The following is a 26,882-nucleotide window of genomic DNA, read 5'->3' as shown; positions in this document are numbered from 1 at the left end:
AGGCATAATTATAGAAAAAACGACCGCTTTTTCGGCTTTAAGCAAGGGTGTTTTTAAGCCAAATTAACGCGAAAGAGGGTTTTCTTGGCGATATTAAACTAACTGCCACATCTTTTAATTAGCGCGATACGTCCTTTTGGGTGCTGCCTACGGTGGTAATGAGCAAACAAAACAGCCTTTACGCTACCAGATTTTAGCGTAGGTGTGCCTGTTGGCATGAGTGTTATACCAAGTGCAACACTTAAGAGTAGAGGGGAGTGTTATGGTTCAGAAACAAAGCCTGTACAAACTGGTAATTTCCAAATTACAGGATAAAGAATATGCCAGCTCTGGCATTCTAACAGCAATGCATTAAAGTGTAATGGCCAATACAGGAAGCCATACACTTATTATCAATTTACGGGCCTGTGTGATTTTTGTAGAACTTTATAACTTAAGCGGCAAACTTTTAAAGGCGTTACAAGAGCCAACGTAGGCAATTAATGTGCGCGGTTTACCCAGAAAAATTACTTTCTTATCCTGCATCAAAAAATTGGTAACGCAGTAAAATGGTTCGTTTAGCACGCTTGTATTTTTAAAATTTGTGTAAAAAAAAGCGCTTGAAAATATGTTTCACAAGCGCTGTTTCTTAATATCTAGATGTGTTTTTATGCACCTTAATTTTTGTCCTGTGGTTTTTCTACTTTTTTAGGCCGGAATCTAAAGGCGTCGTTAAAGGTTTCTTTTATTTTATCCAAAGCACGGTCTGCCTCTAAACGACTTCTAAAACTACCTACCCATACTTTGTAATTTGGTGTTTCATAAACATCTATAGCTGGCCATTCGGAAAAAGTTTCGTTAAAAAGCGCTATGGCTTCCAAAGCGCCCGAACGGTTGCCTGAAAAAATTTGAATTTTATACCGATCGGTTGCCGTGTCTGTTAAATTCATATTTTTTTTAATTTCTAATAAACGTTCCAATTCAGATGCTTGGTTTATGGTAACGTGGCCATTTTGGCCATAAAATATGCCGGTTATTAGCAAAAAACAGATGCTTAAGAATTGTTTTAATGGGCGGTTAAATAATTTCATTTCCAATAGTATTTAGTACAAAGGTATACTAATAGAAGTAAAAATTTAAAATAATTGTTATTTAGAATTTATCTAAATTAGCAATTAACACTTCGGTAACATTTCTAAAATGGACTTTAAATACTATTTTTGCAAGAGATTTTATTATTGTATTTTTTTCTTTTAAGAATAGAAAAACCATACTAAAGTATAGAAGTTAATTCAATCGATAATATGAAAAAGGTGAATCACCGGAAATTAAGCAAAGGCATTCTTCGTTTAGGTTTAGTTATTTTATTAGCATTTTCAACAACACTTTCGGCACAAGAAGGCGATCCCGTAAGAGGGAAACAGCTATTCAACTCAAATTGTGCGGCATGTCATAAACTAGATAAAAAAATGACAGGGCCTGCTCTTCGAAACGTGGAACAACGTTTGTGGGAAGAGGAAGGTTTAGATCGTGAGTGGCTTAATGCGTGGATTAGAAATAGTGCCGCGGTTATCAAGTCTGGCGATGCGTATGCCAACAAAATTTTTAATGAATACGGTGGAGCTGCCATGACGGCTTATCCGCAATTAACAGATCAGGATTTAAGCGATATTTACGCTTATACTGCCGAAGATCCGCCAGCACCTGTAGTTGCTACAGAGGTGGCTGGAGCTGCGGGAGCTGCAGCTTCTGATGGCGATAGCGTTTCCAACAAGGTAATCTTAGGAGCCTTAACGGTGTTGTTTGCATTATTGGCTATGGCACTGGTGTTGGTAAGGCAAACTTTAAACAGGTTTGCAGAGGCAAAAGGCGTTCCAGTACAAAAAACCAAAGGAACACCAATTTGGAAAGCGTTTGTTAAAAATCAATTTTTAGTTTTTGTATCGGTTGTGGTGTTGCTACTTGCAAGTGCCTACTATGTGTATGGATACTTTATGCAAGTTGGTGTGGATCAAGGATACCAGCCAGTACAACCAATTCACTTTTCGCACAAAATTCACTCTGGCGATAATGGTATCGATTGTAATTATTGTCACTCGTCCGCACGTGTAAGCAAGCATTCCGGGATCCCATCTTTAAATATTTGTATGAATTGTCATAAATCTATTTACGAAGTTTCTCCAGAAACAGCTACTGATGAATACAGTAAAGAATTTTACGATAACGAAATTCAGAAGCTATACGCAGCTGTAGGCTGGGACGATGAGGAGCAGGAATATACCGGAGAAACACAGCCAGTAAAATGGGTGCGTATTCACAATCTTCCAGATTTTGCTTACTTTAACCACTCGCAGCACGTCTCTGTGGCAGGTATTGAATGTCAAACGTGTCATGGTCCTGTAGAAGAAATGGAAATTATGTATCAGCACTCGCCATTAACCATGGGCTGGTGTATAAATTGTCACCGCGACACCAATGTTAAGGTGGAAGATAACGCGTACTACGAAAAAATTCATGAAGAATTATCTAAAAAGTATGGCGTAGAAGAATTAACAGCAGCTCAAATGGGCGCGTTGGAGTGTGGTAAGTGTCATTATTAAAAAGAGGCCTTGCTAGACCAAAATCTCCGAAAGGCGGTTTTAAAATTATAAATAATTAATAAGAAGTAATTCAATTATATAATATGTCATCAAACAAGAAATACTGGAAAAGTGTTGAAGAGCTAAACGAGAATAGCTCGGTTGTTGAGGCGCTAAAGCATAACGAATTTGTTGAGGAAATACCAACCGATGAGTTTTTAGGAAATAAAGATTCCTTGGAAAGTTCCAAAACAACACGTCGTGATTTCTTAAAGTATGTTGGTTTTAGTACCGCTGCGGCGTCACTAGCTGCTTGTGAAGGACCGGTTATTAAGTCTATTCCATATGTAGTACAACCTAACGAAATCATTCCGGGTGTTGCTAATTACTACGCCACAACTATTGCAAACGGCTATGACTATGCCTCTGTATTAGTTAAAACACGTGAAGGTAGGCCAATTAAAATCGAAAGAAATAAATTGGCGTCAACTAACGGACATGCAAATGCTCGTGTAAACGCATCTGTTTTAGATTTATACGACAGCATGAGGTTGCAAGGTCCTATGAAGTCTGGCGAGCCAATGGCTTGGTCAGATTTTAATGACGAAATTAAGCAGAAGCTTACCACTATCAGCGCTTCTGGAAAAGCAATTGTTTTGTTAACTCAAACTTTTGCCAGTCCGTCTACAAATAAATTGGTGACATCCTTTTCTGAAAAATTCACTAACGTACGTCATGTACAATACGATGCTATCTCGGAATCGGCTGCTCTAGATGCGTTTCAAGCCATGTACGGCGAGCGCGGTTTAGCGAGTTACGATTTTGCAAAAGCCATGACAATTGTTTCGTTTGGAGCAGACTTTCTGGGTGATTGGCAAGGTGGTGGTTTTGAAGCAGGTTATGCCCAAAACAAAGTGCCTACCAACGGTAAAATGTCGCGCCATATTCAGTTTGAATCTAATATGTCGTTAACGGGTGCCAATGCCGATAAGCGTTGGTCCTTAACTCCAAGTCAACAAAAAATAGCATTAGCTAAATTGTATAGTGCCGTTGTTGGTGGTTCTGTGTCTGGAAATTTACCGCAACACATTGAAGATGCTATTCAAAAAGCAGCCTCAGAACTAAGAAAGGCAGGTTCAAAAGGGGTTGTGGTTACAGGTATTCAGGATGTGAACGCACAAACGGTTGTTTTAGCAATTAACGCTTACTTAAAAAGTGAGGCGTTTAATCCTGAAACCCCAATAAAAATAAGACAAGGTAGTAATAAAGAGGTGCAAGCATTATTAGCCGATATGAATGCGGGTAATGTGGGTGCCATTATTATGAGTGGTGTTAACCCAATGTACACCATGCCGGATTCTGCTTCATTTGCTGAAGGTTTAGCCAAAACAGATTTATCGGTAAGTTTTACCATGAAAATGGACGAAACTGCTTTGGAAACTGAATACCAAGCGGCTGCTCCTCATTATTTAGAGTCTTGGGGCGATGTGGAATTGAAAAAGGGTCACTTTGCTTTAATGCAACCAACAATTAGACCATTATTTGACACGCGTCAGTTACAAGATTTCTTGTTAAAGATGACAGATAACAATCTGTCTTATCACGATTATATTAAGGAAACTTGGACGGCTTCTATTTTAAATGGAACGCCTTTTAGTGAAGCACTGCACGATGGTGTACACGTTTCCAATGAAGTAGCAACCGAAACAAACGGGATGCTTAATACTAATTCAGAAGTTTCAGATGGTACTACACCGGTTTCTGCTGCTAACGCCGCTAGCGCTTTAGCAAACACGTCTGTATCTGGTGGGTTTGAATTAACGTTGTACCCTAAAACATCTATGGGTACTGGTCAGCAGGCCAACAACCCATGGTTGCAGGAAATGCCTGATCCCCTTACACGAACTTCTTGGGATAATTATGTTACGGTGTCGCAGGCGGATGCTAACGAACTAGGAATAAAAAACTGGAATGTTGCAGACGGTGGTTTAAACGGTAGTATAGTTGAACTTACCATGAACGGCGTAACAGTTACAGCGCCGGCATTAATACAGCCTGGTCAAGCAAAAGGATCGGTTGGTTTAGCGTTTGGTTATGGGCGTCGTGCCGGACTAAAAGAAGAAATGCAAACAGGCGTAAACGCGTACCCGCTGTATGCAGACTTTAATCCAACACCAGGTGCAGTTAACTTGACTGTTGTTGGTGGCGAGCATGAGTTTGCTTGTGTACAATTACACAACACGCTAATGGGTCGTGGCGATATTATAAAGGAAACCACATTAGAGGTATTTAATACCAAAGATAGCAAGTACTGGAATGTTATTCCGGTAGTATCTTTAAATCATAAGGAAACTTCAGTACGATCTCCAGAAGTAGATTTATGGACCGAGTTTGATAGAAGTATTGGTCATCATTTTAACTTATCAATCGATTTAAACTCATGTACGGGTTGTGGGGCGTGTGTTATTGCTTGTCACGCAGAAAACAATGTGCCTGTTGTAGGACGAGAGGAAGTACGCAGAAGTCGTGATATGCATTGGTTACGCATAGACAGATACTATTCATCGGAAGATACTTTTGAAGGTGACAATACCAAGAAAAACGATACAATGGGCTTGGATATAATTGGAGCCTTATCCGAAATGGAAACAGCTGCTGAAAATCCGCAGGTAGTTTTCCAGCCAATTATGTGTCAGCATTGTAACCACGCACCATGCGAAACGGTATGTCCTGTAGCGGCTACGGTTCACGGCCGCCAAGGTCAAAACCAAATGGCTTACAACCGTTGTGTAGGTACTCGTTACTGCGCTAACAACTGTCCGTATAAGGTACGTCGTTTTAACTGGTTCTTATACAACCAAAACGACGAGTTCGATTACCATATGAATGATGATTTAGGCCGTATGGTACTAAATCCAGATGTTACTGTGCGCTCACGTGGTGTTATGGAGAAATGTTCTATGTGTATTCAAAAAACACAAAAAACAATCCTAGATGCGAAACGCGATGGACGTGTTATTAAAGACGGCGAATTCCAAACAGCTTGTTCTGCAGCATGTGGTACTGGTGCTATGGTATTTGGCGATGTTAACGATACGGAAAGTAAAGTAGCCGAATTGAAAAAAGATAAACGTATGTATCACTTGTTAGAGCATATTGGCACAAAACCAAATGTGATGTATCAAACTAAAGTGAGAAATACAACCGAAGCATAATAAAACGAATTAAGAAAATAATTATAAAAGGATTATGGCGTCTCATTACGAAGCACCTATTAGGAGACCTTTAGTTACAGGGGGAAAATCATATCACGATGTTACAGTGGATGTGGCAAGACCTGTTGAAGGTAAAGCAAACAAATCATGGTGGATTGTTTTTTCAATTGCACTGGTTGCTTTTCTCTGGGGAATTGGGTGTATTATTTACACAGTTGCAACAGGTATTGGAACTTGGGGTTTAAACAAAACCATTGGCTGGGCCTGGGATATTACCAACTTTGTTTGGTGGGTAGGTATCGGCCACGCAGGTACATTAATTTCTGCAGTACTATTATTGTTCCGTCAGAAATGGCGTATGGCAATTAACAGATCGGCAGAAGCCATGACTATTTTTGCGGTATTCCAAGCTGGTTTGTTCCCAATTATTCACATGGGTCGTCCGTGGCTAGCCTATTGGGTATTACCTATACCCAACCAATTTGGTTCGTTATGGGTAAACTTTAACTCACCACTTCTTTGGGACGTATTTGCAATTTCTACTTATTTGTCTGTATCATTGGTTTTCTGGTGGACAGGTTTATTACCAGATTTTGCCATGCTACGGGACCGTGCGGTTAAACCATTCCAAAAGAAAATATATGCTTTATTAAGCTTTGGTTGGTCTGGTCGCGCTAAAGATTGGCAACGTTTCGAGGAGGTATCATTGGTATTAGCTGGTTTAGCAACGCCTTTAGTATTATCGGTACACACCATTGTATCTTTCGATTTTGCAACATCTGTTATCCCTGGATGGCACACAACCATATTCCCACCTTACTTCGTAGCGGGTGCAATCTTCTCTGGGTTTGCCATGGTAAATACATTACTTATTATTATGCGTAAAGTAAGTAACCTGGAAGATTACATTACTGTGCAGCATATAGAGCTTATGAACATCGTTATCATGATAACAGGTTCTATAGTTGGTGTGGCTTACATTACCGAGTTATTTGTAGCATGGTATTCAGGTGTAGAATACGAGCAATATGCATTCTTAAACAGAGCTACAGGTCCTTACTGGTGGGCATATTTATTAATGATGAGTTTTAACGTGTTTTCGCCACAATTTATGTGGTTTAAGAAACTGCGTACAAGTATTATGTTTTCATTCTTCATCTCTATTATTGTAAATATTGGAATGTGGTTTGAGCGTTTTGTTATTATTGTAACATCGCTTCACCGAGATTATTTACCATCATCATGGACTATGTTCTCCCCAACATTTGTGGATATAGGTGTGTTTATTGGAACAATTGGATTCTTCTTTGTACTGTTTTTATTGTACTCTAGAACGTTCCCAGTAATTGCACAGGCTGAAGTAAAAACCATATTAAAATCCTCTGGCGATTCGTACAAAGCCATTCGAGAGCGTGGTGATAGTTTGGTAGGAACTGGCGCAGATGCCAGAACTTCCGGTACTTCAGTAAAGGTAGAAACGACTACCGAAGATAATTCGGAAAAAACACGTGCGCTTATTAAGCAAGTAGGTGTTTTTGATCCAGCTCTACAATCGGCAGACGATCTTCAGAAAATTACGGGCATTGGTCCTAAAATGGAGGAAACCCTGAATAGTATTGGTATATTTACCTACCTACAGGTTAGCAAAATGACTAAAAACGAATACAACTTGCTAGACGAATTAACGGGTTCTTTCCCAGGAAGAGCAGAACGCGAAGATTGGTCTGGACAAGCTAAACAATTAATAAACGAAGCGTAGAAAATGGGAGCATCAAAAGTAATTCACGCTATTTATACAGACGACGACGTGTTAATGTCCGCTGTAAAAAAGATTAAAGCTGAAAAACACCACATTGAAGAGGTTTTTACACCTTTTCCGGTGCACGGTTTAGATAAAGCCATGGGTTTAGCGCCAACGCGTTTGGCTATAACAGCTTTTATTTACGGAACAATTGGTTTAATTGTATCTATTGTGATGATGAATTTTATCATGATTGAAGATTGGCCACAGGATATTGGTGGTAAACCAAGCTTTAGCTTCATTGAAAATATGCCAGCTTTCGTACCAATTATGTTCGAGCTTACTATTTTCTTTGCTGCACACTTAATGGTAATTACATTTTACTTACGTAGTAGAATTTGGCCATTTAAGGACGCTGAAAATCCAGATCCGCGAACAACCGACGACCATTTCTTAATGGAAATCCCGATCTATAACAACAACCAGTTAGAGTTAGAAAACTTACTAAAAGAAACTGGTGCCGTTGAAATTAATATTGTTGAAAAAGATGAAGCACATTAATATGAAGGCCTTTATAAACATAACAATTATTGCATTAGTAGTTACTAGCTTGGTATCTTGTAAAAGCGATACCTCCAGAAACTACGAGTATATGCCAAACATGTACGAGTCGGTTGGATACGAAACCTATTCCGAGTCCAATGCATTTAGAAACGGAATTGAAGCACAACTACCAGCAGAAGGAAGCATAGCTAGAGGCTATATGCCTTTTGAGTACGATAATACGATAGAAGGTTACAACGCCGCTAAAGCTAACTTAAAAAGTCCGTTGGATTCTACCCAGATAGACGTGGTTAGAGGTAAGGAACTATACGATATTTATTGCGGTATTTGCCACGGTGCAAAAGGCGATGGCCAAGGTAATTTGGTTAAACGTGAAAAGTTATTGGGTATTCCAAGCTATGCGGATGTAGGAAGAGCTATTACCGAAGGTAGTATTTACCATTCTATTTATTACGGTAAAAACTCCATGGGATCTTACGCAAACCAATTGAACGAGGAAGAGCGTTGGCAGGTTACGGCTTATGTATTAGACCTTAAAGCCAATTTAGAAAAATAAGATAGACAAAGATTATATATAGATATGTACACATTCTCAAATAGGTTAAAGACATTTTCTATTGCACTAATAATTATTGGCGCAATAGGTGTTGTAAGTGGTTTTATGACATCTCATAAATCTTTTGAAGACGTTGAAGCCATGTTAGCTGTTGAAGCGTCGCATGGTGGCGCGCATGCAGAAGAAGCAACCCATGATTTGGCTCCAGCACACAGTGTAACAACTGAAGCAAATGGCGCTGAAAGTCATGTAGACTCGCACGAAGAACATGTGAAACATGTACAGCACCAATTAGCAAACAGACCATGGGCCGCTATATACGTGGCAGCTTTTTTCTTTTTCATGATTGCACTTGGCGTATTGGCTTTTTACGCTATCCAATTTGCCGCTCAAGCAGGATGGTCACCTGTACTTTATCGTGTTATGGAAGCTATAACAGCCTATGTGTTACCAGGTGGTTTGGTAGTACTAGCTATTGCTATTGCGTCGGGTACAATTGGTCATTACAACCTTTTTATTTGGATGGATCCAGAGGTGGTTGCTAAAGATAAATTAATACAAGGCAAAGAAAGCTACCTGAATTTACCGTGGTTTGCCATAAGAGGTTTAATTTTTGTTGCTGGTTGGTCATTATACCGCTATTTTGCACGTAAATTCTCCATAGCTCAAGATAACGCGCCTGCTAACGATACTAGCAATTTTAAAAAATCATTCCGTATTGCAGCTGCCTTTTTAGTGTTTTACATCTATTCAGAATCTGTGATGTCATGGGACTGGATTATGAGTGTGGATCCGCACTGGTTTAGTACATTGTTTGGCTGGTATGTTTTTGCAAGTATGTTTGTAAGTGGAATTACAGTTATCGCTTTAATTGCTATTTACTTAAAATCGAAAGGTTTATTAGAATTTGTAAACGACAGTCATATTCACGATTTGGCTAAATTTATGTTTGGTATTAGTATTTTCTGGACATACTTATGGTTCTCGCAATTTATGCTTATTTGGTACTCAAATATTCCAGAGGAGGTAACATACTTTGTATCGCGATTTGAAGATTACCAACTGCCATTTTTAGGTATGGTAGCCCTTAATTTCCTATTCCCAATGCTATTATTAATGAATAGCGATTACAAGCGTATGCCATGGTTTGTAGTAATGAGTGGTATCGTTATTTTAATAGGTCATTACCTAGATGTATTTGTTATGATTATGCCGGCAACAGTTGGCGACAGATGGTTTATTGGCATTCCAGAAATTGGTGCAGTGTTGTTATTTGCTGGTTTGTTTATGTTGGTTGTCTTTACATCATTATCAAAAGCACCCTTATTACCAAAAGGAAATCCATTTATTAAAGAAAGTGAGAATTTTCATTATTAAAAATTAAATAAAGAAGAGAAGAGACAATGACAGCTTTATTAACAATTATAATAGTACTTTTTGTTGCCGTAGCTATCTGGCAAATGGTTAAAATATTCGATTTGGCACAAATCGGTGTTGTAAACGACCAAATTGCCGATGATAATGATAATAGGCTCAACGCTTATTTAATGCTGGGCTTTCTAGTATTTATTTATGCCATTACAATTGTATCCTTTGCTTTGTGGGGCGATTTGCCGTTAATTTCAAACGCGGCTTCAGAACACGGTGAAGATGTAGATAACCTCATGATTATCTCCATGATAGTCATATTTATTGTGCAAACTATTACACAGTTTTTATTGCATTATTTCGCCTTTAAATACCATGGTAAAAAGGGCAGAAAAGCACTATACTACGCCGATAATAATACCCTAGAAGCTATTTGGACAATCATTCCTGTAATTGTTTTAGCCGGTTTAATTATTTACGGGTTGTTTACATGGACCAGTATTATGAATGTTAGCGAAGATGACGATCCGTTGGTTGTTGAGTTGTATGCACAGCAATTTAACTGGAAAGCGCGCTACGGTGGTAACGATAATACCCTAGGGAAGGCTAACGTACGCTTAATTGATATCGATAAGGCTAACATATTAGGTTTGGATGAAGCCGATCCAAACGCGCAAGATGATATTATTACAACGGAATTACACCTGCCAGTAGGTAAGCCTGTTTTAATTAAAATGCGTTCGCAGGATGTATTGCATTCAGCCTATATGCCGCATTTTAGAGCTCAAATGAACTGTGTACCAGGTATGGTTACTCAGTTTGGATTTACACCTACCGTTACCACTGCCGAAATGCGCGAGCGCCCGGAAATAGTAGATAAAGTGGCTAATATAAATAAAATTCGTGCCGAGAAGAGTAAGGAGTTAGAAGCCAAAGGCGAAGCGCCGCTAGATCCATACGAATTTGATTATTTGGTTCTTTGTAACAAAATTTGTGGTAAATCGCACTACAACATGCAAATGAAAATTGTGGTTGAAACACAGGAGGAATACGAAGCTTGGTTAGCAGAACAGAAGGAATTTAAAGATTCTTTAATTAAGTAATTAGGTAGGGAAATTAAAACGTTTTAAAAAAAAGTATATAGAAGATTATGTCAACACACGCAGATACTCACGCTCACGACGACAATCACGTACATCATCATAAAGAAACATTCATTACTAAATATATTTTTAGTATGGATCATAAAATGATAGCCAAGCAATACCTAATTACGGGTACCTTAATGGGTATTATCGGTATATTAATGTCTATCATGTTCCGAATTCAGATTGCCTGGCCAGAGGAGCCTAATGTGCTTTTTGAAGCGCTATTAGGAAAATGGGCGCCAGACGGGGTTATGGATGCCGATATTTATTTAGCTCTGGTAACCATTCACGGTACCATAATGGTGTTTTTTGTACTAACTGCTGGTTTAAGTGGTACTTTTAGTAACTTACTTATTCCGTTGCAAATTGGTGCGCGCGATATGGCATCTGGTTTCCTTAACATGGTGTCTTACTGGTTGTTCTTTTTGTCTTCTGTAATCATGGTTATTTCCTTGTTTGTTGAAGCAGGACCAGCTGCCGCCGGTTGGACAATTTACCCACCGCTATCGGCATTGCCAATGGCCCAAGGAGGATCTGGTTTGGGGATGACCTTGTGGTTGGTATCCATGGCTATTTTCATTGCATCCTCGTTATTGGGATCCTTGAATTATGTTGTAACGGTTTTAAATATGCGTACCAAAGGGATGTCTATGACGCGTTTACCTTTAACGATTTGGACATTCTTTGTAACTGCAATTATCGGTATTGTAGCATTCCCTGTTTTACTTGCAGCAGCTCTGTTATTATTAATGGATAGAAGTTTTGGTACATCGTTCTTTTTATCGGACATTTTTATACAAGGAGAGGTGTTACACTACCAAGGTGGTTCGCCTGTATTATTTGAACACTTATTTTGGTTTTTAGGGCACCCAGAGGTTTATATTGTTATTCTACCGGCCATGGGATTGGTTTCTGAAATTATGGCTACCAATTCGCGTAAGCCTATTTTTGGTTACCGCGCCATGATTGCTTCTGTTTTAGCCATTGCATTCTTATCAACTATTGTATGGGGTCACCACATGTTCGTATCTGGTATGAACCCATTTTTAGGGTCGGTATTTACCTTCACAACGTTGTTAATTGCTATTCCTTCGGCCGTAAAAGCTTTCAACTGGATTACAACCATTTGGAAAGGTAATATTCAAATGAACCCCGCGATGCTATTTTCCATTGGTTTTGTGTCAACCTTTATTACAGGTGGTTTAACGGGTATCATTTTAGGAGATAGTGCTTTGGATATTAACGTACACGATACATATTTTGTAGTGGCACACTTCCATTTAGTAATGGGTATTTCTGCGCTATATGGCATGTTCGCTGGTATTTACCACTGGTATCCAAAAATGTTTGGGCGCATGATGAATAAGAAAATGGGTTACATCCACTTCTGGATAACAGCTATTTCGGCCTACGGTGTGTTCTTCCCAATGCACTTTATTGGTATGGCTGGTTTACCACGTCGTTATTATTCAAACTCTAGTTTCCCATTGTTCGATGATTTGGCTAATGTAAACGTTGTTATTACCATCTTTGCCATTATTGGGGGTATTGTACAGTTAGTGTATTTGTATAACTTCTTTGCTAGTATTTTCTACGGTAAGAAGGCAACTCAAAACCCATGGAAAGCAACAACTTTGGAATGGACTACGCCAGTAGAGCATATTCACGGTAACTGGCCAGGCGCAATTCCGCATGTACATCGCTGGCCATACGACTATAGTAAACCGGGTCATGATGTTGACTTTGTTATGCAAAACGTTCCCCTTAAAGAGGGCGAAGAGGAATTGCATCACTAATAATATAAGGAGTCTGTTTTTTATAACGGACGTCAATATAATAAAAAAGCCTTTCTATAATTAGAAAGGCTTTTTTTATTCGGTTCGGTTTCTAAACACTTCGTATCTTTGTTTTAGGTCCAGTGCTTTGTGCCGTAAAGCAGCCTAACTACCAATAAATGAACTAATCTAGTATGAATGCAAATTTAGATCCTACCAATCAAAATTTTTCGCCGGAAGAAAATGATGTTGAAAAGAAGTTAAGACCACTGTCTTTTAGCGATTTTACAGGGCAAGATCAAGTGTTGGAAAATTTACAAATTTTCGTACAAGCTGCTAACGGTAGGGAGGAGGCGCTAGACCATACACTTTTTCATGGGCCGCCTGGGTTGGGTAAAACAACATTAGCGCACATTCTAGCAAGTGAATTAGGTGTTAGCATTAAGGTTACCTCGGGTCCTGTTTTAGATAAACCAGGCGATTTAGCCGGTTTGTTAACCAATTTAGATGAGCGCGATGTACTATTTATTGATGAAATTCATAGATTAAGTCCTATTGTGGAAGAGTACCTTTATTCCGCCATGGAGGATTATAAAATTGATATCATGATTGAAAGCGGGCCAAACGCCCGAACCGTTCAAATTAATTTAAATCCGTTTACGCTAATAGGAGCCACTACGCGATCTGGTTTGCTTACAGCACCTATGCGCGCGCGTTTTGGAATTCAAAGCCGTTTACAATATTACAATACAGAGTTATTAACCACCATTGTACAGCGTAGTGCAGGTATTTTGCAAGTTCCTATTTCTATGGAAGCGGCTGTTGAAATTGCTGGTAGAAGTAGAGGCACGCCACGTATTGCCAACGCTTTACTGCGTCGTGTACGCGATTTTGCACAAATTAAAGGCAACGGAAATATAGATATTGCCATAGCTCGTTTTGCGTTGGAGGCGCTTCATGTAGATGCACATGGGTTAGATGAAATGGATAATAAAATTCTAACTACCATTATCGATAAGTTTAAAGGTGGGCCTGTAGGTATTACAACCCTGGCAACAGCAGTTAGCGAAAGCGCCGAAACCATAGAAGAGGTGTACGAACCCTTTTTAATACAACAGGGGTTTATAATGCGCACGCCACGCGGACGAGAGGTTACTGAGCAAGCCTACAAGCATTTAGGCCGCGCAAAAGGTCCTATTCAGGGAGGGTTGTTTTAGACTCCTGTTACCAGTTACTTTTACAAAACGTTTCTAACTTATAAAGGCTTGTTAAAGTCGTTTTACTATGAAAAACTCAAATCAGTCAGCGTTAAATACGAGTATTCCCACTGTACCATTATGGCGTTTTTTTAAACATTCGTTGGAAATCTTAAAAAATCCCTTACCGTTTCATAGTGAAAATTTTAGAACGCATGGCGATGCCTTCCGATTGAAAATTGGATTAAATAATAGTGTCATTTTCATAAGAAACGCGGCATTTGCGCAACATGTGCTTCAAAAAAATCATAAAAATTATATTAAATCTAAAATCCAAACTGAAGATTTGGTTAAATATGTGGGCACAGGCTTGCTAACGGCAGAAGGTGAACACTGGAAAAAACAGCGCAAGCTTATTCAACCTGCATTTCATAAAAAGCAGTTGGAAAATCTGTTAGAGTCTATAAAAACTGCCATACTTCAAGAGTTTGGTAAACTGGTTCCGGACACGCAAACAGATGTTTTTCCAATTTTTAACGATTTGGCTTTCCAAACGGTTGTGAAATCTCTTTTTAGCAGTGCTGCCAATCAAGCGGATATAGACAGGTTGCAATATATAACCGAGGCGGCTCAAAAAATGTTGGTGCGCGAATTGCGCCAACCCTATTTAAGTGGTTGGTTTAAATGGAGCGGAAAAATTGAGAAGCACTTGAGTTTAATGCGTGAGGGTCGCGATATTTTAAAACGAATTGTAAACGAGCGCCGCCAATCGGGCGTAAAAGAAAACGATTTACTGGACATGCTACTGGACGCGCAATACGAGGATGGCTCCTTTATGGAAGAGGAACAACTTATAGACGAAATCCTTATTCTCTTTACTGCCGGACATGAAACCACTGCAAACGCCTTAACCTTTACAACCCAATTATTGGCCCTGCACCCCGAATGGCAGGACAAAATATATAAAGAACGGCAGGGTATTACAGCCCAAACAAATGATTTAATGGCCTTGGTAACGCAGTCTAAAATATGCCAACAAGTAATAGAAGAATCTATGCGACTTTATCCGCCGGTGTATTTTATAGACCGCGTAAATATTGAAGCCGATCATTTTGACGGATTGGATTTTGAGGCGGGCTCTAACCTGCTATTTTCGATGTATGAAATTCACCGTCACCCGCATTTGTGGGAGCAGCCACACGCGTTTATGCCCGAACGTTTTTCGGAAGGTTCTCGGAAATTTTCATCTCAATATTTTCCGTTTGGAGCTGGGCCTCGCAAATGTATTGGCAATAATTTTGCTATGTTCGAAATGATTATCGCCATCTCCGAATTAGTTTCAGTCTATACCATACAACCAAATTTTGAGTCTATTGGCATTACGCCACTAATAGCGTTAAAGCCTAAAAATGCCGTTGTAACTTTTAAACAGCGTTAACCTGGGTTAAGATTACCCTACAACAAAAGCAATTAGTATTTTTGAATACCAATAAATACCTGTTTCATTAGTAAAACCTTTACTTAAAATTGGACAACAAATCCAAATATAGCCAGCTTATTAAAACCGAAGCCAAACGCCTCGGGTTTTTATCCTGTGGTATAAGTCCAGCGGAATTTTTAGAAACAGAAGCTCCCCGTTTGGAAAACTGGTTAAATAAAAACATGCATGGCCAAATGGCTTACATGGCAAATCATTTTGATAAACGTTTAGACCCAACAAAATTGGTAGAAGGCTCTAAAAGTGTTGTTAGTTTGTTGTTAAATTATTATCCAGGTAAAACGCAAACTACAGATAGCTACAAATTGTCTAAATACGCATACGGAACCGATTACCATTTTGTAATTAAAGACAAGTTAAAAACATTGCTACAAACTATTCAAGAGGAAATTGGCGAGGTTGGTGGCCGTGCTTTTGTAGACTCGGCACCAGTTTTGGATAAGGCTTGGGCCGCTAAATCTGGTTTGGGATGGATTGGGAAACATTCCAATTTACTCACCCAGCAAGTGGGGTCTTTTTATTTTATAGCAGAACTTATTATCGATTTAGAATTGGCATATGATGGCGTTACCACAGATCATTGTGGCACCTGCACCAAATGCATCGATGCATGCCCCACACAAGCCATTACAGAACCTTACGTGGTAGATGGGAGTAAATGTATTTCGTATTTTACTATTGAATTAAAAGAAAATATACCATCGGCATTTAAAGGTCAGTTTGAAGATTGGATGTTTGGTTGCGATGTTTGCCAAGACGTTTGTCCATGGAATCGGTTTTCAAAACCACACAGCGAACCTTTGTTTAATCCGCATCCAGAATTATTGGACATGACCAAACAAGATTGGGAAGAAATAACTGAAGACACCTTTCGGAAAGTGTTTCAAAAATCGGCTGTAAAACGAACCAAATTTTCGGGTCTTACCCGTAATATTAACTTTTTGAAGGAATAATATCTGGTATGGTGAAGCAGAAAACAACACCCAAATAATAGTCTGCAAATACCTTATTTAAAACGCCACATTGCTTATATTTGCGTCTTAATTACGTAAGAATTATGAGCAAACAAAGCAGAAGAAGAGAAGCCTTAGTTTACCACGCCAAACCTACACCTGGAAAAATAAAAGTTGTTCCAACAAAAAAATATGCCAGTCAACGCGACTTATCATTAGCCTACTCACCGGGCGTTGCAGAGCCATGTTTGGAAATAGCAAAAGATATAGATAACGTTTACAAATACACCACAAAAGGAAATTTGGTCGCAGTTATTTCCAACGGAACAGCTGTTTTAGGCTTGGGTAATATTGGTCCAGAGGCTTCAAAACCTGTAATGGAAGGAAAAGGTGTTTTGTTTAAAATATTTGCTGATATTGATGTGTTCGATATTGAAGTGGATACCGAAGATGTAGAGGCCTTTATCCAAACTGTAAAAATGATTGCCCCAACCTTTGGGGGTATAAATTTAGAGGATATTAAAGCACCCGAAGCTTTCGAAATTGAACGCCGATTAAAAGAGGAACTGGATATTCCAGTTATGCACGACGACCAGCACGGTACCGCTATTATATCGGCCGCCGCCCTACTAAATGCCTTGGAGCTTGCCGAAAAAGATATAGCCAATGTTCAAATAGTAATAAGTGGTGCTGGAGCCGCCGCTATTTCTTGTTCCAGATTATACCAAGCCTTTGGGGCTAAACGAGACAATATGGTCATGCTGGATAGCAAAGGTGTTATAAGACAGGATCGTGAAACCTTAACACCAGAAAAAGCAGAATTTGCAACCCATAGAAAAATTGACACCATAGAGGAGGCACTTCAAAATGCCGATGTATTTATAGGCCTTTCCACTTCAGATATTGTGTCGCCAGACATGTTGTTATCTATGGCAGACAACCCAATTGTGTTTGCAATGGCAAATCCGGATCCAGAAATTCCTTACGATATAGCTATTGCCACACGTAAAGATATTATAATGGCAACTGGCCGTAGCGATCATCCTAACCAAGTAAATAATGTACTAGGGTTTCCATTTATTTTTAGAGGTGCTTTAGACGTGCGCGCCACAAAAATAAATGAAGAAATGAAAATGGCAGCTGTAAAAGCATTGGCTAACCTAGCCAAAGAAGCCGTGCCAGAACAAGTAAATATAGCATATGGCGAAACACGCCTAACCTTTGGTAGGGATTATATTATTCCAAAACCATTCGATCCGCGTTTAATTTTTAAAATCCCACCTGCTGTGGCCAAAGCTGCTATGGAAAGTGGTGTTGCGAAAAGTCCGATAACGGATTGGGATAAATATGAAAATGAATTATTAGAACGCTCCGGTTCAGACAATAAAATAGTGCGCTTGCTTTTAAATCGCGCAAAACTAAACCCAAAACGTGTGGTGTACGCAGAAGCAGATCATTTAGATGTGTTAAAAGCAGCACAAATTGCCCACGACGAGGGCATTGCTATGCCTATTTTATTAGGCAGACGCTCGGTAATAGAAAAACTAAAAGAAGAAATTGAATTCGATGCGGACGTGCCAATTATCGATCCGAAATCCGATGAAGAAGAAGCGCGTTTAAAATCCTATGCCAAAGTGTATTGGAACCAGCGAAAACGAAAAGGGATTACCTTATATGCTGCCGAAAAAATAATGCGCGAGCGTAATTATTTTGCTGCCATGATGGTTAACGAAGGGCATGCAGACGCTTTAATTTCTGGGTTTTCTAGAAGCTACCCTTCCGTGGTAAAACCCATGTTGGAATTAATTGGTTTGGCGCCCAATTCTACGCGTATAGCTACAACCAATCTGTTAATGACGCAACGTGGACCGCTGTTTTTAAGCGATACGGCTATTAACATAAACCCATCGGCTACCGATTTAACTAAAATTGCCCAAATGACGGCCGGCGTAGTTAAGATGTTTGGAATGGAGCCTGTTATGGCTATGATTTCCTATTCAAACTTTGGGTCTTCTAAAAACCAAACAGCAACCAAAGTGGGCGAGGCAGTAGCTTATCTGCACAAAAGACATCCTAATTTATTGGTTGATGGCGAACTTCAAGCAGATTTTGCCTTAAACAGAGAAATGCTTCAAGATACCTTTCCATTTTCAAAATTGGCCGGTAGAAAAGTAAATACCTTAATATTCCCTAATTTGGAGTCAGGGAATATTACCTACAAATTATTAAAGGAGTTAAACCAAGCCGAATCCATTGGGCCTATTATGATGGGCATGCGCAAACCAGTTCATATTTTACAATTGGAAGCTAGTGTAGACGAAATTGTAAACATGACTGCCATTGCGGTTATAGACGCCCAACAAAAAGAAAAATTAGCAGAACTTTAAAAACGGGTATTCCTATAAGAAACACCTTTGTTTTGTAAATAATTTTATTACATTTGAGAGTTAATATTCTGCTAATTAATGATTACACATATTCAAGGACGACTTGTTGAAAAAAGGCCAACAGACGTTGTAATAGACTGCAACGGTGTTGGCTATCATTTAAATATATCCTTACATACATTTGGGCAGATTCCCAATACAGAACATTTAAAACTTTACACCCACTTACAAGTAAAGGAAGATTCGCATACCTTATATGGTTTTTCGTCCTTAGCAGAGCGCGAAATTTTTAGAATGCTAATTTCTGTTAGCGGTGTTGGTGCTAGCACAGCTAGAGCCATGCTGTCCTCTTTAACACCTGTACAAGTGCGCGAAGGCATAGCGGTTGGTGATGTAGCGCTTATACAATCTATTAAAGGCATTGGGGCAAAAACTGCCCAACGCGTTATTTTGGATTTAAAAGATAAAATTTTAAAAGTATACGACATAGACGAAAATTCTGCTGTACAAAGCAATACTAATAAAGACGAAGCGTTATCTGCTTTAGAGGTTTTAGGCTTTGTAAGAAAACAGTCCGAACGGGTTGTCGATAAAATTTTAAGTCAGAACCCGCAAGCCGATGTTGAAACCATTATTAAGCAAGCGCTAAAAAATTTATAATAGATTTTGAATACAACCAACCCTAATTTTTATAAATCTTTAAAAACACAGGTCTTTATTGCTTGCGCAATTCTTTTTTCTGCGCTGGCCTGGTCTCAAACAAATCCAACCGAACAGGATTCCACACAAACAGGATTTAATTTAGGCAATATGCAAATGCCTAATCCAAGTAGTATTGAGTCCAAATACAAGTACGATCCGTTAACAGATAGGTATATTTATACAGAAACAGTAGGTGAATTTAATATCAACTATCCCATTATTTTAACGCCTAAAGAATATCAGGATTTAATAATCAGACAAAATTTACAGGCTTACTACAAACAGAAAATAGATGCTTTTGACGGTGTAAAAGCAGGAAGCGAAGACGAACAAAAAAATTTACTGCCAGAATTTTACGTAAACTCGGGTTTTTTTGAAAGTATTTTTGGTGGCAATACTATTGAAGTCGTGCCACAAGGTTCTGTGGAAATGGATTTAGGTATTTTGTTTACAAAACAGGACAACCCTTCGTTTTCACCCCAAAACAGAAGTAGTTTCACATTCGACTTCGATCAGCGTATTAGCTTAAGTTTACTGGGGAAAGTAGGAACACGCTTACAGGTAACGGCTAATTATGATACCGAATCTACTTTCGATTTTCAAAATTTGATAAAGTTAGAATATACACCAACCGAAGACGATATTATTCAGAAAATAGAGGTTGGTAACGTTAGTATGCCTTTAAATAGTTCCCTTATTACAGGTGCACAAAGTTTATTTGGGGTTAAAACACAGTTGCAATTTGGAAAAACCACAATTACTGGTGTATTTTCCGAACAAAAATCAGACAGGCGAACCGTGGTAGCTCAAGGTGGTGGGACTTTGGAAGAATTCGATTTTTTTGCACGTGATTATGATGAAAATCGACACTTCTTTTTAGCACACTATTTCCGCGATAATTACGACAAGGCTTTGGCTAATTATCCGTTTATAAACACGAATGTTCAAATTACACGAATAGAGGTATGGGTAACCAACCGTACCAACCGTACCGAAAATGTTAGAAACATTGTAGCACTGCAAGATTTAGGGGAATCCAATCCAAATCCTACGGCAAACGATATTTTGTTAAATCCTATTCCGCCAGGCTTCTTAAACGCTGGGCCAAATGCGTTTCCAGACAACGCCAATAACGACTATAACCCAACAACTATTGGGTCTGGCTCGGTTTTAAATAACAATATTAGAGACATAGCAACCGCCCAACAAGGTTTTGGTAGTTTATCGGCTGTGGTAAATGAAGGAGCCGATTATGCCAAACTAGAAAACGCCCGAAAATTAACCGAAGGCCAAGAGTACACGGTAAACACACAATTGGGTTATATTTCATTAAACCAGCGCTTAAATAACGACGAGGTTGTAGCTGTAGCTTTTCAATATACCGTAGGCGGTAAGGTGTATCAGGTAGGCGAATTTGCCAACGGCGGTGTAGATCCAACAGGTATCGATAATTCGGGCCCTATTACCACAATTACCAACAATACTTTGGTCTTAAAACTTTTAAAGAGTCCTATTACCAATGTGCAACAGCCAATTTGGGACTTAATGATGAAGAATATTTACGACACCGGTGCCTATCAACTTAGTCAGGAGGATTTTAAATTAAATATTTTTTACAACGAAGCTTCGCCATTAAATTTTATTTCGCCTGTGGCAGGAACACCTTTCCCTGAATTTGAAGGAAACCCTATACAGGAAACAACTTTACTGCGTTTGTTTAATTTTGACAGATTAAACTTTAATAACGATCCGCAAACGAATGGCGACGGTTTTTTCGATTTCGTACCGGGCATAACGGTTTTGCCGCAAAATGGAAAAATTGTATTTACCAAAGTAGAGCCATTTGGTAATTATTTATTTAAAACCTTATCCTTAAACGCTTCCGAAGATTATACCAATACGGCTACCTATAACGCCAATCAAGCAAAATACGTGTACGATGTGTTGTATAAGGAAACCAAGGCGGCCGCTTTGGAAGAAGCCGATAAAAATAAATTTAAAATTAAAGGACGTTATAAATCGGCTGGAGGCGATGGTATTCCAATAGGTGCTTTTAATGTACCGCGTGGATCGGTTACCGTAACGGCTGGTGGTAGAACATTGGTAGAGGGTATTGATTATACCGTTAATTATCAAGCCGGAACAGTTCAAATTCTGGATGAAGCCCTAAAAGCTTCCAATACGCCTATTCAGGTTTCTACGGAAAATAACGCCGTATTTGGGCAACAAACAAAACGTTTCACCGCTATTAACGTGGAACATAAATTTAATGAAAACTTTGTGCTTGGTGGCACGTGGCTGCACTTAAACGAACGCCCAATAACGCAAAAAGCTAATTACAGTCAAGAGCCAATTAACAACCATATTTTTGGTTTAAATGGAAATTATTCCACGGAAGTTCCCTTTTTAACACGACTTGTAAACAAACTGCCTAATATTGATACCGATGTTATGTCCAATGTATCACTTCGTGGAGAGTTTGCTTATTTAGCGCCTGGCTCGCCAAAAGGCACCGATTTTCAAGGTGAAGCAACCACCTATGTAGACGATTTTGAAGGGTCTCAAAATAACATCGACTTAAAATCGCCCCAGTCTTGGTTTTTATCAAGCAGACCAAGAGGTATTAATGCAAACAACGACGACCAGAACGGAATTGAGCAAGGCTACGACAGAGCCTTGTTAAATTGGTATTCCATAGACCCTATTTTTTACAGCAACAGAAGTCCTAGTGGTATTTCAGACGATGATATTTCCGATTTATACACCAGTCGTGTGTTTATAAATGAATTGTTTCCAGCTCAAGATATTGCTCAAGGACAGAGCACCGTGTTATACACTTTAGATTTAGCTTACTACCCAACAGAGCGTGGGCCTTATAATTTCCAACCTAACAATGTGGATATTCTTAATAACCAATTAACCAATCCTCAAAATAGTTGGGCGGGTATTACAAGGCAAATTACATCCACCGATTTTGAACAAGCCAATGTGGAATATATTGAGTTCTGGTTGCAGGATCCTTTCCAAGAAAATCCAACCAACCCAGGTGGTAAACTGGTGTTTAATATTGGAAATATTTCTGAAGACATTATTAAAGACGGCAGAAAATTATACGAAAACGGACTCCCTAACGATGGTAATGTAATAGGCGTACTACCACAATCGCCATCTTGGAACACCGTATACCCGCAAAACCAATCCTTAATTTACGCCTTTGATACAACAGGCCAGCAGCGTGCCAATCAAGATGTAGGCTACGATGGTTACAACGATGCAGATGAACGCGCTATTTTTACAAACTATTCCGTTTTAGAGGATCCTGCTAACGATAATTACGCCTATTTCTTAAATGTTGAAGGCGATATTTTTGAACGTTATAAGCGTTATAATGGCGTAGAAGGGAACTCGCCAGATACCTTTTCAGATACCAACAGAGGGTCTACCACCCAACCAGATGTAGAAGATGTTAACCGCGATAACACTATGAACACCATAGATAGTTATTTTGAATATGAGTTGGATTTAAAGCCGGGCGATTTAAACATTAACAATAAATACATTGTAGATGTTAAAGAAAATCAGATTAGAAATCTGCCAAACGGCCAAACCGTAACACCAAAGTGGTATCAGTTTAGAATTCCCGTAGACGATATTAATAGGACAGCGGTTGGCGGTATTTCGGATTTGCGTTCTATCAGATTTGCCAGAATGTATTTAAAAGAATTTACAGAAAAAACGGTACTGCGTTTTGGAACTTTAGATTTGGTGCGAAGCGAATGGCGTAGGTATACAAAATCTTTAGATGCAGATGGCGGCGATCCAGCTTTGGACGATACAGAATTTTCCGTAGGTGTTATTAGCACATTAAAAAACGATGGCAGCTACCAATCGCCTCCAGGCGTAGAACCAGAGGAATTGTATAACAACAATACCGTAATAAGGCAAAATGAACAATCTTTATTGCTGGATGTTTGCGGATTAGAATCTGAAGACGGTCGGGCCGTATTTAAAAACATTAATGTAGATATGCGCCAGTACAAACGACTGCGTATGTTTATGCATGCACAAGAAGGCGATCAGCCTGGTCTGCAGGACGACGATTTGTTTGGCTTTATAAGAATGGGTAACGATTTAACCCAAAACTATTACGAAATCATGATTCCTCTAAAGGTGTCGCAAGGCCTTTCAAGAGAAGCTTTATGGCCAAAAGAAAATGAAATTAATTTACCACTTGAAATATTACAGCAAATAAAATCCAAAGCCATTGCCGATGGTAATATTTCTAGCCCAGATCCAACCTATTACGATGTTATTCGCGAAGGTTTAAGTGGTAACGCGGTACAAGCTTTCGATCCTATTCCAACAGGATTAGGTGCCGACGATGAATACCACCGAGTAGCTATTGTTGGTAATCCAAATTTTGGTGATATCAGGACCTTAATGGTTGGTGTAAAAAACCGAGCCTCCATAGACAAATGTGCCGTATTATGGCTAAACGAATTGCGCCTTTCCGATATGGATAGCGAAGGCGGTTGGGCTGCTGTAATAAGTATGGATTCCAATTTAGCAGATTTTGCTAGTGTAAGCGCAACAGGAAGAAAAAGTACTTCTGGTTTTGGTAGCATAGAGCAAGGACCGGAGGAACGCAGCCGTGAAGATGTGGAACAATACGATGTGGTAACTAATGTAAATATTGGAAAGTTATTACCCGAAAAGTGGGGCATTCAAATACCATTTAACTACGGTGTGGGAGAAGAAAAAATTACCCCACGTTACGACGAATTTTATCGGGATATCGAGTTGCAAACGCAATTAGACAATAATGCAGATAAGGATTCTATTTTAAATGTGAATGAAAACTACACCAAACGAAAAAGTATAAACTTTATTGGTGTGCGTAAAACACGCACCGGCGAGTCCAAACCACGTTTCTACGATGTGGAAAACTTTACGCTAAATTATTCTTTCAATAAAGTAGAACATCGCGATTTTGAAATAGAACGCGCTGTAGACAAAAATGTGCGTACAGGGGTTAACTACGCCCACAACTTTGCGCCATTAAATATTGAACCATTTAAGAAAAACGATTCCTTGTTTACAGGTAAGTACTGGAAAATTTTAAAAGATTTCAATATTAATCCGCTGCCAGCCAGCTTTACGGTAAACACCAATATTAACAGGCAGTTTAACAGGCAAAAATTCCGAGAAATAGATTTAGGCGGTGCCAATATTGGTTTAAACGAATTGTACAGACGTAATTATACCTTCGATTTTGGATACACGGTTAATTATAATTTAACCAAATCCTTGTCCATGAACTTTTCGGCTTCCAATGTGAATATTGTCCGTAACTATTTCAAAGATAATATTCGCAATGGCGAACAAGACCCTAGTTTAGATATTTGGGATGGCTTTTTCGATTTTGGCGACCCAAATACCCAATACCAGCAATTGGGCGTTAATTACGAAATTCCAATAAATAAAATACCAACCTTTGCCTTTATAGATGCCAATTATTCTTACAGCGGTGAGTTTCAGTGGCAAAAGGGATCAGATTTATTCGGCGATTTGGAGGTAAATGGCGTTACTTACGATTTGGGTAACACCATATCGAATGCCAATCAGCATAATTTAAACACCACCTTAAACATGTCCAAATTGTACCGGTATGTGGGCTTAAAAAAGAAACCTATCCGAAACAATGGCGCTAACCGCGCCCGCCAAAAACAAGGACCAACCCCACCAGGTGCCAGAGACGGAAATGCGGTAACAAACAATCCTAGCACCACCAATGTTGCTAAAAATAATACAGGTACCAAGTTTTTAAATGCAGGTATAGACATTGTAACCGCCATAAAACGAATTCAGTTTAACTATGCCGAAACAAGTGGTACCTACTTGCCAGGCTATTTGCAAACACCAGGGTTTGTAGGCACGCTAAAACCAACAACCGGCTTTACCTTTGGAAGCCAGAATGATATTAGAGATTTAGCAGCCAGACGCGGTTGGTTAACCTTATACCCAGATTTTAACGACCAATATCGGGTAAATAGAACGCGGCAATTTGACTATTCTGCGAATGTGGAACCGTTTAACGACCTTAAAATTGATATTGTTGGTAACAGAATGTACGCCGAAAATTATACAGAAAATTACCGCATTAACGATTTGGGCAGCGAGTTGGAGTACGAGTCGCTTACCCCAAATTCCTTTGGTAATTTTAACATATCTACCGTACTTATAAAAACGGCCTTTAGTGCCAGTAACGAAGTGACCTCTGAAACCTTTAATCAATTTCGATCAAACCGTATAAAAGTAGCCAACCGTTTGGCACAACGCTTTTATGGCGGTACAAATTACCCATTGGATGCCGAAGGGTACCCAGTAGGTTTCGGAAAAAATAGCCAAGCTGTTTTATTGCCTTCGTTTTTATCGGCATACACGGGGCAAAAGGCCGAAAAGGTATCTTTAAGTGCGTTTCGCGATGTACCCATTCCAAACTGGGATATTAAATACACAGGTTTAATGAACTTTAAATGGTTTAAAAGTAAATTTAAACGCTTTTCTATTGTACACGGTTACCGTTCCAATTACACCATTAACCAGTTCCGCTCCAACCTAGATTACGATCGGAACAATGTAACAGCAGTGGACCAAAGTGGTAATTTTAAAAACGAAACACTTTACAGTAATATTAATTTAAGTGAAATGTTTTCGCCACTATTCAGAATTGATTTCGAAATGAAAAACTCCATGAAAATTCTCATGGAAATGAAAAAAGACAGATTACTGTCCTTAAGTTTCGATAACAATTTAATGACCGAAATTCAGGGTAACGAATACATTATTGGATTGGGCTACCGTATAAAGGACGTGCGAATAAAATCTAAATTGGCAGGCCCTAGAAAACGTATTGTAAGCGATTTAAACATGAAAGCCGATATTTCAGTTCGCGATAACAAAACCATTATCCGTTATTTGGACTTGGAAAACAACCAAGTTACATCTGGGCAAACCATTTGGTCCTTAAAGTTTTCTACAGATTATTCGTTTAGTAAAAACCTAACAGGCATCTTTTATTTCGATTATGCCTTTTCAGAATATGCTATTTCAACGGCATTTCCGCAAACAACTATACGCTCTGGGTTAACGCTTCGGTACACCTTTGGTAATTAACTAAATTTAGTTTGAAAGTTTGAAACGAATAAATACATTTGTAAA

15 protein-coding genes are annotated in these 26,882 nt (G+C 39.0%); 14 read left to right on the top strand and 1 reads right to left on the bottom strand.

The genetic code is table 11. From position 1 onward, the window contains the following. Positions 1-656 precede the first annotated feature (656 nt). The gene (locus ACFSQP_RS09665) at positions 657-1,070 is read right to left on the bottom strand and encodes an SPOR domain-containing protein (protein ID WP_376893868.1); all 414 of its coding nucleotides are present in this window, start codon (positions 1,068-1,070) and stop codon (positions 657-659) included. Positions 1,071-1,283: 213 nt separating this feature from the next. Between ACFSQP_RS09665 and ACFSQP_RS09660 the strand changes: the two genes are divergently transcribed. The 14 genes from ACFSQP_RS09660 (at position 1,284) to sov (ending at position 26,837) form a co-directional block, all read left to right on the top strand. Beyond that, entirely contained in the window at positions 1,284-2,579 is a 1,296-nt protein-coding gene (locus ACFSQP_RS09660) for a cytochrome c3 family protein (RefSeq protein WP_376893866.1), read from the top strand. An 83-nt stretch (positions 2,580-2,662) separates the two neighbouring features. Continuing rightward, a complete protein-coding gene (locus ACFSQP_RS09655; protein WP_376893864.1) occupies positions 2,663-5,773 on the top strand; it encodes a TAT-variant-translocated molybdopterin oxidoreductase in 3,111 nt (1,036 codons plus the stop codon). Between the two features lie 34 nt (positions 5,774-5,807). Then, the gene (gene nrfD / locus ACFSQP_RS09650; RefSeq protein WP_376893862.1) at positions 5,808-7,532 is read left to right on the top strand and encodes an NrfD/PsrC family molybdoenzyme membrane anchor subunit; all 1,725 of its coding nucleotides are present in this window, start codon (positions 5,808-5,810) and stop codon (positions 7,530-7,532) included. 3 nt (positions 7,533-7,535) lie between these two features. Next, positions 7,536-8,075, top strand: coding sequence for a DUF3341 domain-containing protein (locus ACFSQP_RS09645; protein ID WP_376893860.1), 540 nt, complete (start codon positions 7,536-7,538; stop codon positions 8,073-8,075). Position 8,076: 1 nt separating this feature from the next. Further along, the gene (locus ACFSQP_RS09640; protein ID WP_376893893.1) at positions 8,077-8,634 is read left to right on the top strand and encodes a c-type cytochrome; all 558 of its coding nucleotides are present in this window, start codon (positions 8,077-8,079) and stop codon (positions 8,632-8,634) included. 24 nt (positions 8,635-8,658) lie between these two features. After that, positions 8,659-10,011, top strand: coding sequence for a quinol:cytochrome C oxidoreductase (locus tag ACFSQP_RS09635; protein ID WP_376893859.1), 1,353 nt, complete (start codon positions 8,659-8,661; stop codon positions 10,009-10,011). A gap of 26 nt (positions 10,012-10,037) precedes the next feature. Then, positions 10,038-11,105, top strand: coding sequence for a cytochrome c oxidase subunit II (locus ACFSQP_RS09630; RefSeq protein ID WP_376893857.1), 1,068 nt, complete (start codon positions 10,038-10,040; stop codon positions 11,103-11,105). A 47-nt stretch (positions 11,106-11,152) separates the two neighbouring features. After that, the gene (locus tag ACFSQP_RS09625) at positions 11,153-12,946 is read left to right on the top strand and encodes a cytochrome c oxidase subunit I (RefSeq protein ID WP_376893855.1); all 1,794 of its coding nucleotides are present in this window, start codon (positions 11,153-11,155) and stop codon (positions 12,944-12,946) included. Positions 12,947-13,119: 173 nt separating this feature from the next. Beyond that, positions 13,120-14,142, top strand: a complete 1,023-nt coding sequence (gene ruvB, locus ACFSQP_RS09620) for a Holliday junction branch migration DNA helicase RuvB (RefSeq protein WP_376893853.1) — start codon at positions 13,120-13,122, stop codon at positions 14,140-14,142. Between the two features lie 67 nt (positions 14,143-14,209). Beyond that, positions 14,210-15,559, top strand: a complete 1,350-nt coding sequence (locus ACFSQP_RS09615) for a cytochrome P450 (RefSeq protein WP_376893851.1) — start codon at positions 14,210-14,212, stop codon at positions 15,557-15,559. An 89-nt stretch (positions 15,560-15,648) separates the two neighbouring features. Next, positions 15,649-16,572 carry a tRNA epoxyqueuosine(34) reductase QueG gene (gene queG / locus ACFSQP_RS09610; protein ID WP_376893849.1) on the top strand — a complete coding sequence of 308 codons (924 nt, stop codon included), beginning with the start codon at positions 15,649-15,651 and terminating at the stop codon, positions 16,570-16,572. A gap of 104 nt (positions 16,573-16,676) precedes the next feature. Next, positions 16,677-18,959, top strand: a complete 2,283-nt coding sequence (locus ACFSQP_RS09605; RefSeq protein WP_376893847.1) for an NADP-dependent malic enzyme — start codon at positions 16,677-16,679, stop codon at positions 18,957-18,959. A gap of 78 nt (positions 18,960-19,037) precedes the next feature. Next, entirely contained in the window at positions 19,038-19,619 is a 582-nt protein-coding gene (gene ruvA, locus ACFSQP_RS09600) for a Holliday junction branch migration protein RuvA (protein ID WP_376893845.1), read from the top strand. Between the two features lie 6 nt (positions 19,620-19,625). Continuing rightward, complete coding sequence (gene sov, locus ACFSQP_RS09595) at positions 19,626-26,837, top strand: T9SS outer membrane translocon Sov/SprA (protein WP_376893844.1); 7,212 nt, start codon at positions 19,626-19,628, stop codon at positions 26,835-26,837. Positions 26,838-26,882: the final 45 nt, after the last annotated feature.

The organism is Bizionia sediminis (assembly GCF_042684585.1).
GTDB lineage: Bacteria > Bacteroidota > Bacteroidia > Flavobacteriales > Flavobacteriaceae > Algorimicrobium > Algorimicrobium sediminis.
The sequence above is the reverse complement of the archived record's forward strand: the minus strand, read 5'-3'. Positions and strand labels throughout refer to the sequence as shown.

Coding starts and splice junctions, on each gene's coding strand:
- ACFSQP_RS09665 (WP_376893868.1), bottom strand. CDS start 1,070: ATGAAATTATTTAACCGCCCATTAAAACAATTCTTAAGCATCTGTTTT.
- ACFSQP_RS09660 (WP_376893866.1), top strand. CDS start 1,284: ATGAAAAAGGTGAATCACCGGAAATTAAGCAAAGGCATTCTTCGTTTA.
- ACFSQP_RS09655 (WP_376893864.1), top strand. CDS start 2,663: ATGTCATCAAACAAGAAATACTGGAAAAGTGTTGAAGAGCTAAACGAG.
- nrfD (WP_376893862.1), top strand. CDS start 5,808: ATGGCGTCTCATTACGAAGCACCTATTAGGAGACCTTTAGTTACAGGG.
- ACFSQP_RS09645 (WP_376893860.1), top strand. CDS start 7,536: ATGGGAGCATCAAAAGTAATTCACGCTATTTATACAGACGACGACGTG.
- ACFSQP_RS09640 (WP_376893893.1), top strand. CDS start 8,077: ATGAAGGCCTTTATAAACATAACAATTATTGCATTAGTAGTTACTAGC.
- ACFSQP_RS09635 (WP_376893859.1), top strand. CDS start 8,659: ATGTACACATTCTCAAATAGGTTAAAGACATTTTCTATTGCACTAATA.
- ACFSQP_RS09630 (WP_376893857.1), top strand. CDS start 10,038: ATGACAGCTTTATTAACAATTATAATAGTACTTTTTGTTGCCGTAGCT.
- ACFSQP_RS09625 (WP_376893855.1), top strand. CDS start 11,153: ATGTCAACACACGCAGATACTCACGCTCACGACGACAATCACGTACAT.
- ruvB (WP_376893853.1), top strand. CDS start 13,120: ATGAATGCAAATTTAGATCCTACCAATCAAAATTTTTCGCCGGAAGAA.
- ACFSQP_RS09615 (WP_376893851.1), top strand. CDS start 14,210: ATGAAAAACTCAAATCAGTCAGCGTTAAATACGAGTATTCCCACTGTA.
- ACFSQP_RS09605 (WP_376893847.1), top strand. CDS start 16,677: ATGAGCAAACAAAGCAGAAGAAGAGAAGCCTTAGTTTACCACGCCAAA.
- ruvA (WP_376893845.1), top strand. CDS start 19,038: ATGATTACACATATTCAAGGACGACTTGTTGAAAAAAGGCCAACAGAC.